General features: G+C 61.9%; 7 protein-coding genes. 1 reads left to right on the forward strand and 6 read right to left on the reverse strand.

Going from position 1 to position 8,953, the window contains the following annotated elements:
• Positions 1–92: 92 nt before the first annotated feature.
• From WBQ77_RS03025 to WBQ77_RS03050, 6 genes are all read right to left on the reverse strand, one after another.
• Positions 93–809, reverse strand: a complete 717-nt coding sequence (locus WBQ77_RS03025; protein ID WP_424058872.1) for an extracellular solute-binding protein — start codon at positions 807–809, stop codon at positions 93–95.
• A 59-nt stretch (positions 810–868) separates the two neighbouring features.
• On the reverse strand, positions 869–2,644 hold the full coding sequence (locus WBQ77_RS03030; RefSeq protein WP_424058868.1) for an AsmA family protein: 1,776 nt from the start codon (positions 2,642–2,644) through the stop codon (positions 869–871).
• A gap of 140 nt (positions 2,645–2,784) precedes the next feature.
• Positions 2,785–4,437, reverse strand: a complete 1,653-nt coding sequence (locus tag WBQ77_RS03035) for an ABC transporter permease (protein WP_424058870.1) — start codon at positions 4,435–4,437, stop codon at positions 2,785–2,787.
• Positions 4,438–4,543: 106 nt separating this feature from the next.
• Positions 4,544–5,068, reverse strand: a complete 525-nt coding sequence (locus WBQ77_RS03040) for a hypothetical protein (protein ID WP_424043309.1) — start codon at positions 5,066–5,068, stop codon at positions 4,544–4,546.
• A gap of 10 nt (positions 5,069–5,078) precedes the next feature.
• Positions 5,079–6,125, reverse strand: coding sequence for a Fe(3+) ABC transporter substrate-binding protein (locus tag WBQ77_RS03045; protein ID WP_424043310.1), 1,047 nt, complete (start codon positions 6,123–6,125; stop codon positions 5,079–5,081).
• Between the two features lie 297 nt (positions 6,126–6,422).
• A complete protein-coding gene (locus WBQ77_RS03050; RefSeq protein WP_424043312.1) occupies positions 6,423–8,003 on the reverse strand; it encodes an ATP-binding protein in 1,581 nt (526 codons plus the stop codon).
• A 315-nt stretch (positions 8,004–8,318) separates the two neighbouring features.
• Here WBQ77_RS03050 and WBQ77_RS03055 point away from each other — a divergent pair, with 315 nt between their 5' ends.
• A complete protein-coding gene (locus tag WBQ77_RS03055; protein WP_424043314.1) occupies positions 8,319–8,693 on the forward strand; it encodes a phasin family protein in 375 nt (124 codons plus the stop codon).
• Positions 8,694–8,953: the final 260 nt, after the last annotated feature.

The raw sequence follows: 8,953 nt of genomic DNA on the forward strand, positions 1-8,953 counted from the left end.
TCCCAAAGGATGTCGAGATTGCGGTCGCGGATCGCCGCACGGAACAGCCGTGCGCTATAGCTTGCTGCCATCACCGCACGTCCGCCGGCAACCTAGGTCATCGGCTGGGCCGGCTTGTCCCACAGAAGGATGCTGGCCTTGATCTTGTCGAGCGCTGCGAATGCCCGGTCCGCACCTTCGGGCGTCGCAAGGACGTTGTAGACGTTCCCCGGTGGCACGCCATCGGCCAGCAGTGCGAGTTCGAGGGTGCGTTGTGCGCTGTTGGGGAGCGCGCGTTTGCCGGGATAGCGGGCCGTATCCAATAGAGCGCCGATGGTCGCCGGTGGGCCGTTGCGGAAGGCCTGTCTGTTGAAGGCGATCGCCGTGGACCAGGCCATGGTGGCAACGCCACATTTCGAGACGGCGCCAGGCAGGAAATCATCTGCAGCGTCCCCATCCGTCTTCAGCGCGTCCGCATCAATCGGCGCCAACAGGCCCTCGGCGCATAACGTCTTCAGCGCGCCGGCCGAAACGTCCACGACGTCCAGGGGTGTGTTGGTGTCCTCGATCAATGTCTTCAGCTTCGAGGACTCACCGCTATAGATCTCGGTCGCCAGGACGGTGCCGGTCTTCCTCGCATATGGCTCCAGAACCGCAACTGCCTGCGCACGGCCATAAGCGCCGCCCCAGGTCGCGATGTTCAGGGTTTGCTGGGCTAGCACCTCCGAGGGCATATGCGAGGTCAAAGCGAACGCGAACGCGAACGCGGCGGCGGCGCTGCGGCGCGCTTGAGGGCGGTTCCAAATCCGGTAGTTGGTGGCGTGGTGCATCACGAGCAGTGATCGTCGCGTCGATGTCGTTCCGTTTTAGGTAATCTGCGAGGAACGCGCTATGGCTTCTCCGTATCCTTTTCCGAGATTCCGGCCTGTGGCGCCGACGGACGGGCCCGCACGATCTGCGGGGCCGCGAGAGAGCCACTCATCGTGATGTCCGACCCGGACTCAGGAACCGGTTCGGCCGCATCACGAGGTTCCACAGGGTCCGCCATTCGGAAGTCCCAATCAAGGGTCCGTTGCGCGATGTCGAGACCGCCCGCGCCAGTCAGCGTCCGCTCGCCTGTCGTCATGCGGAACGATTGGCACCACAAATGTCCGGCGGAAAGGTTGCAATCGGCTTCTAACTCCGAGAAGTCGGTGTCCGCGTCTTGGCTCCAGCTCCGGGCCTCGGCGTCTGGTTGCGTGATTAGAGCAACCAGATCGACAGGGAGGGTCCCGTCCTTGGCCGTCGCGGCAATGGTTCCGGCGAGGCCGCGCACAAGTTCGTCTTTCGAGGTGCCCCCGGTCGAGATATTGACCTTCAGGGTTCCCGCGCCCGTCACGGGCATGCTCACCCCGAGGGCTTGCCGGCATTTGTCGAGCGCAACATTCGCAAGGCTACCGGTCAGCGCCGCCTCCGCGCGCGGCGCCGAAAGATCGAGATCGAAACGACCCTCGACCTCGCCGCCGCAGATTTCCAAAGCACCGACCTCGCTGGAGATCGCGCCGTTCTTGGCATTGACCGTGAAACCGCCACCGCCGAGGTCCAGCCCACCGGCCGACAGTTTCGCCGCGGAGATCCGCAAATCCGCATCCAGATGCTTCAGCAGCACCCAGTCGAACAGCGGATTTCCCTCGGGAGCAACCGACGCATTGGACAGATACGGGTCTAGGACCAGTGTCTCGAAGGCCAGCGTTCCATCGATACGGGGCCGTTCCCCGGCCGTTAGGGCCAGCAGACCCACGGCGGCGTTCCCATCGAACTCAAACGTGCCGTCGTCGAAGGTTAGGGTCGGGCCCGCCCAATGGACCCGCCCGGTGGCGCTGGCGTCCTTCAGGCTGTGGCCCTCCGGCAGCACGACTCCGACCCAGGCCAGGAAGTGTCGGATGTCGGGTAATTTAGCCTCGAGGTCGCCCTCGCCGCCAAGCCCCTCGCCGAGCTGCATCATTCCCGAGAACCGCGCCGTGAGCGGTTTAGAGGTAACTTTGAGCGAGAGCGGCGCGCGCTGCCCCTGATCGGCTTCGACGGTCTTGCCGCGTCCGAGTGAGAAGGTGACGGGCTCGCCGTTAAAGTTGAAAGAGCCCACGGCTTCCAGCGCACCGAGTTGTCCACGCGTGTTCAGACGGACGTCGAGTTCGCGAAGGAGGGGAGTGCCGTCGGCCGGCTCGACCACGCCGCGATGGACGCGCACGGTCTCAAGCGGGGCACTGGCGAGAAACGCCGTAAGCCGTCCGAGCACTGCTTCCGTGGTCCGAGCGTCGTCTTGGGCCTTGAGTCTGAGCGTCGGTTTGTCCAGCCGCAGGGCGCTGAATGTGATGTTTCCAAGCAGAAGGTCCGGGAGCGATAGGGTGAGCCGGAATTTGGGTGCCGACACTGACTGCAAGGTCGGCAGCTTGGCCGCGTCGGACACGGTGAGGCCGCCCTCAAGCGATGGCGGGAAATAGCGAACACGCAACGGTTCAACGAGGGTCACGGAACCCCCTGTCCATTCCGACAAGGAAGCCGCCACCCGGCCGCGAATATCCGTCGAGGTTCCGGCAGGCCGGAGGAGCCAGAATACAAGTCCTGCGGCGATCACCGCGAGCAGAACGGCTAGAAGCAATTTCCAAAAAGATTGGCGCGGCCCCATTCCGACCTTTCCACACACTTGGCTGCGCGGGCTTCGAGCGCGCGGCTGGCTGCTCATGAACGCGCAGCAAACGGCGCGACCAGAGAGGGATGCCGTCTGTGTGACCCTTGCGAACCCAGCAGCATCATTCTCTTGGGTTATCAGGAAATTGGCAACGCCAATTCCTCGTGCGTCTTTGCTGATCCGCCGCGCGATCCCGAAAAGCCGGGCCGGCTCGTGGCAATGAATCCGTGAAGAAGCAACACCGGCGCCAAGCTCACCAGGACAATCGTCAAAGCCGACAGACCGGCTTCTTCGTAGCGATAGAGCGAGGCCAGCGTGAAAACCTGAGTGGCCAGCGTATCGAAGTTGAAGGGCCGCAGCAGCAGTGTCGCCGGAAGCTCCTTCATGGAATCGACGAATACGATCAGTGCAGCGCCGCCGAGCGCGGGCCGCAGGAGAGGCAGATGGACGCTCCAAAGCATTTCGGTCACCGAAGCGCCCAGCGTCCGTCCGGCCGAATCGATATTGCGGGTGATCTTGCTGAGGCCGGCCTCTACGGACCCGAGCGAGGCGGCGAGAAAGCGGATCGTGTATGCGACAACGATGGCGAAGGCCGTGCCCGAGAAGATGAGACCTGTCGAGACGCCGAACAGCGAGCGCGCCACATCGTCGATCTTGTTGTCGAGGCCCGCGAGCGGGATGAGGAGCCCGATGGCGAGCACAGTGCCGGGAACCGCATAGCTGACCGCAGGCACGAAGCTGGCGATCTGCACGAGTTTTGAGTGCGTTTGCCGACGGCCATAGGCGAGGACGATCGCGAAGATCACAGCGAGCACGGCCGCCGCGACCGAGAGGACGAGGCTATGAAGGGCCGCGCGCCAGAAGTCTCCGGTCAGGCCGAAGGACAGGTGGACCATCGCGTCGCGCGCCAGCACATAGGTGGGCAGAATGAAGCCGACCAGGATCGGAAGCGCGCAGGCTGCCGTGGCAAGTATCCCTTTTGCCCCCGAGAGCAATTCTTCCGGTAAATCCCGGTACTTGCCCGTGGTGTGATGAAAGCGCTTGCCGGACCGCAAAGCGCGCTCCAGGCCCAGAACGGCCAGCACGAAGAACAGCATCACGCAGGAGATCTGAGCGGCGCCGGCAAGGCTACCCCGATCGAGCCAGGTGTCGTAGACGGTGACGGTGAGCGTCTGTACGCCGAAGAATTCAACGGCGCCGATGTCATTGAGCGTTTCCATCAGTGCAAGCGCCGTGCCCGCGGCAAGTGCGGGACGGGCAAGTGGTAGTGCGATTTGCCAAAATGTTTCGGACGCGCTCCGTCCCAACGTGCGGCTCGCCTCGATCACGCAGACCGACTGGGCGACGAAACTCGCGCGTGCGGTGATGTAGACGTATGGGTACAGGACCGCTCCCATCACGAAGACCGCGCCGCCAAGGCTTCGAATGTCGGGGAACCAATAGTCCCGGGCATTCTGCCAGCCGAAGATGATGCGCAAGGCCGTCTGGATCTCGCCGGAGTAATCGAAAAGTTCGATGTAGCAAAAGGCGATGATGTAGGTGGGCATCGCCAATGGCAGCAGCAGGAGCCATTGGAACAGGCCCCGTCCCGGGAAGCGGTACATCGTGACGAGCCACGCGGTTCCGGTTCCGGTGACAAGGGCAATGATCGCGACGCCCACCATCAAGATCAGCGTTCGCCGAACGGCGTCCGGCAAGACGTTCTCGATGAGGTGCGGCCAGGTGTCGCCGCTCGAGTGCAACGCCATGACGGCGATTGCGATAAGCGGTGCGGCCGCAATGAGTGACAAGATCAGCGCGCCGGCGGACCAGGAGAAGCTGCCGGACTCGAAGAGCTTGGCAAACCGCGGCCGTGTCGGGCCGGGCTTTGAGGACGGCGCCTGACCTGCCAGCGGCTCAGCGCGGGGCAGCGACAGAGCCTCCGCGTGCGCGGGCCTCCGAGGCGACCAGCGCTGCCACGATCTCTTGGTTGAGGCGATAGTCCGCCTCGTCGAGCGCGTCGGCAAATGCGTTGGCGGCGTCAATGACCGGATCGACCGTGTCGGATCCCGTCAGTGCCAGCGCGCAGGCCTGCATGGCCGGGCAACCCTGGTGCTGGGAGGCGGCGATCAAAGACATCGCCATGCACTCGTCGGCACAGAAGCGTCTGGCGTCGAGCGAGTTGTACTCGATCTTGCGAGAGGTCGCGGCCCGGACGGCGCGCACCCAGCAGGCAAGTTCAGTGACGGCGAGCTTGGCACGTGCCGGACCGAGAACCCGGTTGTAGGTGTTCCAGCCGTTTTCCCAGCAGGTAATGTCACCTGTGTCATAGCCCGCGAGCCAGCACCGGAAGCCGACGCCGACCAGCCATTCCGGCCCCGAAAAGGCATGGACGTCGCCACGTGGCTCGTGTTGTCCAACGAATTTTGGTTGATAGCTCATTGCCGCCCCCTCATGAGCTCGGCCCGTCATTGAACCCGATTTTATCGATCATCTCACTTGCCGCTTTACGCAGTCCGGCAATCTCGTTCAGCGATATTGAATCCGCTTTGAACGTTCCCCACGACTGGACAAGTTCCGACCAAGCAACGCCGTCCTTGGTGGGGTACTCATGGTTCACTTCCGCGTACATGGTCTGACCCTCGTCCGAGGCTAAAAATTCGATGAGCTTAAGCGCGTTGTCCTTGTTCGGCGCGTTCTTCGCCAAGACGGCGCCAGATACATTCACATGAGTGCCGCGGCCCGCCGTATTCGGGAAGAGTATCTTGACGGACGCGGCCCATTCCTTCTGCTCGGGATGCTTCTTGTCGGTCAGCATTTTCCCCATGTAGTAGGTATTGCCGATCGCAAGATCGCATTCGCCCGCATAGACGCCCTTCACCTGAAGGCGATCGTTGCCGGCGGGCTTGCGCGCTAGATTCTCCTTCACGCCGCGCAGCCATGCCTCTGTCTTCTCGGGCCCGAGATGGGCCAGCATCGAGGCGACGAGGGCGACGTTGTAGGGATGCTGTCCGGACCGGATGCAGATTTTGCCGCGCCATTTTGGGTCGGCGAGGTCTTCGTAGGTGATGCTGTCCAGATCGACGCGGTCCTTGGAGGCATAAACAACGCGCGCGCGGCCGGTTAAGCCGATCCATTCGTCGTTGACGCCGCGATAAGACTCGGGGATCGACGCGTCGATGACGTCCGAGGTAACAGGCTGCGAAATTCCTGAGGCGACGGCTTGGCTCAGATTGCCGAGATCCGTGGTCAGGAGCACATCGGCCGGGCTGTTCCGTCCCTCCGCATGAATGCGCTCGATCAGGCCCTTCGAGGCAAAAATGACGTTGGTCTTGATGCCGGTCTCGTCGCTGAACTCCTTGAGCAGGGGCTCGATAAGATAGGGCTGTCTGTACGAGTAGATGTTGACTTCGCCGGCCGCATCGGAACAGGCCGGGGAGTCGCCGGAAATGACAAAAAGGGCTGCGAGCGTCGCCGCGCACGCAAAAGTGCAGCGCATACAAACCTCCAATGGCCAGGGTTCAAGGCCCCGGTATCGGACAATGAAAACTCTCTCTAAGCCAAGCTAGAGATACATGTCTTCGCTTAAACCTGCGTCGTCTGCGTATGTCAATAATATTGTGTAAATGAAAAAGAACTTAGAAGCTTTCTAAGCGGAAGCTTGGATCTATAAGAATTCAAATCAACAAGTATTAGCAAGCAGAACGATGATAAAAGGCGCGAGTTACTAGTTCGACGTGTCGCAATTTTCGTCCGTCTGCCCCGGTCGTGGAGAAAGGGACGCGTCGCTTCGTCGCTAAGAACGGAAAAGCCGCTCTTTGGAAAAAATCACATCGGCCGAGGTGCCGACGCCAGGCTCGCTTGTGAGATCGAGCCGGGCACGAATCGCATCGGTCAGGGCCTTGGTCAATGGAAGGCCCAGCCCCGTCCCGGATTGATGCCGGGGCGAGGTGTCGAGCTGATGGAAGGGCTGCATGGCGTAGGCGATGTCGATTTCGCTCATCCCGACGCCTGTGTCGTGCACCCGCAGTCGCAAGTCGCCGCCCACGATCGTTCCCGAGACGATCACCTGTCCCCCTTCCGGGGTGAACTTGATCGCGTTGGTCAGGAGGTTGAGCATGATCTGCCGCAAGCGCCGCGGATCCGCAACGACCAAGGGCAGGTCGTCGGCGAATGAGGTTCGCAGCACGATCCGCGTCCGTTTGGCCAAAGGCTGCAGGCTCGCCACGCAGGCCTCGACGACCTCGGCAACGTCAACCGACGTGAAGTCGAGCTCGAATTTCCCCGCCTCGATTTTCGAAATGTCGAGCAGATCGTTGAGGAGGCTGAGCGCATAGAGCCCGCTCTGATGAATATCTTCCGCATAGCCCTTGTAGCGGGCATTTCCAATCGGCCCGAAGCGCTCGTGCAGCATCAGTTCGGCGAAGCCGATGATCGAATTGAGCGGGGTCCTGACCTCGTGGCTGACCTTGGCGAGGAAATCGAGTTGCCGTGCCGCCTCTTCCTGGGCCTGCATGGGCGGCGCCTGTTCCGTTGCTGTGTCGTCGCTCGCCTCGAGCTTGTCGAGAGGCTTGCTGTGCAGTCCAGACGTATCAGCGGCAACCGGCGGTTGGCCGGCGGGCGCGTCGGCGTCCGTGTTCTCCGCCGCGCTGGCGTGCGGCGTTGTCTCGGGACGGGGATTGGGCACGGGCGTCACGGCTGGCACGGCAAACAGGGAACAGGCCGGCGGCGCTGCATCGGTGTTCAATGCACGATCGGCCGCGTTCCCAGCGGCCGCGGGCGCGGAGATCTCGGCCTTGGGAGGCTCGGCGTTCGGAGGCCCGGTCGCGGGCGGCTCGGGTTCCAGCTCTGAGGGGTCGATATCGGCGGGGTCGACCAGCCGCAACAAACGCAGCTGCGCGTCGCCATCGAGCGGGGTCAGGATGAAGGTCACGGACAGGCGTCGCCGCGAGCGCGACCGGACCGCAATATCGGAGATGCGTTCGTTCGGCGCATGCGCAAGCAGGGCCGTCACACCGCCCGGAAGAATCGCGTCCAGACCCCCGGACCCAATCAGTTCGGCCGGGGCGCGATAGCCAAAGGCATAGGCGAAGGCGCTGTTGACCGTGGTGAGCGCATCGCCCTTGAGAATCCCGATGGCGGCCGGCATGGCCTCGATAAGGGTTTCAACACCCGTGGGGTCGAGAGGCGGGGGGGCGCCGAGCCCGTCCGTTGCGTCAGCCGACCGCGCCCCTTTTTTGGTATTGCGGTTCGCCTCGCCATTGACGCCGGCGGCGGCAGGATCGGGCAAGACTCGGCCTTCCAGGGCGCGTGCGATGTGCTCGAGCGCTTCCTGGTCGTCCTTTCCTATCCGATTTTGCAGTCTGAGGTCGGTCACGATCAGCCCCGGTGAGAGACTTGATGAGCAAATCTTGCGCACATTTGATGTGCAAATCCGCTCGGCCAGATATTGCACCTTTAGCGGCGCCAGATCGACTCACCCACTAAGTTTAGGTGAATTGGATTCGATACCTAGGCCGAAATCAAGATTTTCGTCCAGCTCCGATAAATATGGCCTTTGTGACAGCTCTGTCACTTGAATTGGTGCGACGCACAAAATATAGTTGCGATGCAACAAATACGACGGCTGAGACTTCAATCCGCGTTGGTTCCCGTGCGTGCGAATTGAGGAAGTCAACCGAGAGGTGCCACGATGGCGGAAAGCACCGTCACTCAGACCGGTGAGGCTTACGAGCGCGGCAAAGAAGCGCTGGACGAATCGATTGATGGGTTGGAGCACTCCTTCGATGCGGCCGGTCACGGCGCCACGGTATTCAATCGCAAGCTGATCGATATCGCACAGCGCAATCTGAATTCTAGCTTCGACTACGCCAAGAGCCTTGCCGCCGCCAAGACTTTTGCTGAGATCGTCGAGCTGCAATCAACCTATATCCGCAACCAGTTCGAAGTGTTCGCGGCTCAGGCGACTGAGATCCAGGCGCTCTCCAAAAAGATTGCAACCGACACGACGGAGCCGCTCAAGGATCAGATGACCAAATCTCTCGAGGCGGTTCGCAAGACGGTGTAAGCCTCTGGCGTCCGCGTCGCGTGGCCAAGTATGAGTAGCGTAACCCCGTACCAGTCGCCTACCCGAGTACGAGTAGCGTAATAGAGTACCAAAAAGTCGCGTGTAACGGCGTTTGTCAGTCGCGTTTTGCGTAAGAACTTCAGAGGCCCGGGCCATTTCCCGGGCCTTTTATTTTCGGCGCCTCTTGATTTTCCGATCCGGTCGTGAAATCTGCGCCTTCCGGAAGGTTGCGAGGGCGATTTGAGGCCCTTGCTTGCAAC

Source organism: Methyloceanibacter sp. (assembly GCF_049590335.1).
In the GTDB taxonomy this organism is placed as follows: Bacteria; Pseudomonadota; Alphaproteobacteria; order Rhizobiales; family Methyloligellaceae; genus Methyloceanibacter.